This is a genomic window from Pseudomonas sp. 43(2021) (genome assembly GCF_017490805.1).
Taxonomy (GTDB): domain Bacteria; phylum Pseudomonadota; class Gammaproteobacteria; order Pseudomonadales; family Pseudomonadaceae; genus Aquipseudomonas.
The window spans coordinates 1-556 of sequence record NZ_JAFGYJ010000211.1 but is presented as its reverse complement, the minus strand read 5'-3'; the positions used below and the strand labels follow the sequence as shown (position 1 = coordinate 556).

1 pseudogene is annotated in these 556 nt (G+C 66.2%); it reads left to right on the top strand.

Annotated features, from left to right (window positions below):
• Positions 1-556: pseudogene (locus J5M71_RS26800) on the top strand (selenocysteine-specific translation factor); the annotation flags it as partial.

Here is a 556-nt window from a genome sequence, read left to right as displayed (position 1 = left end):
CGCCCCGACCCAGCGCATCGACATCGACTTTCAGCTGTTGCCCGGCGAGCGCACCTTTGAACATTTTCACCCGGTGCATCTGCACCTCGGCACGCAAGATGTCATCGCCCGGGTCGCCTTGCTGCAAGGCCCGCGCCTGACTCCCGGCGAGCGCATGTTCGCGCAACTGCTGATCAACGCGCCGGTGCAAGCGGTGAAGGGTGATCGGCTGATCCTGCGCGACTCCAGTGCCCAGCGCACCCTCGGCGGCGGCACAGTCCTCGACCCGTTCGCCCCGGCGCGCCAACGTCGCAGCCCGGAACGCCTCGCGCAACTGCAAACCCTCGCTCTGAGTGTCAGCCTCGAACAAGCCTTGCCGGCACTGCTCAACCACAGCCCCGGCGGCCTCGACCCGCAACGCCTGGAACGCCAGTTCAACCGCCCGCGCGCGCAGTGGACGCTGGCGGAAAACATCCGCCTGATCGACACCCGCCAAGGCCCGCTGCTGTTCAACGTGCAGCGCTGGGGCCAGTTGAAATTCACCTTGCTCGCACAACTGGAGCGATTCCATGAACAG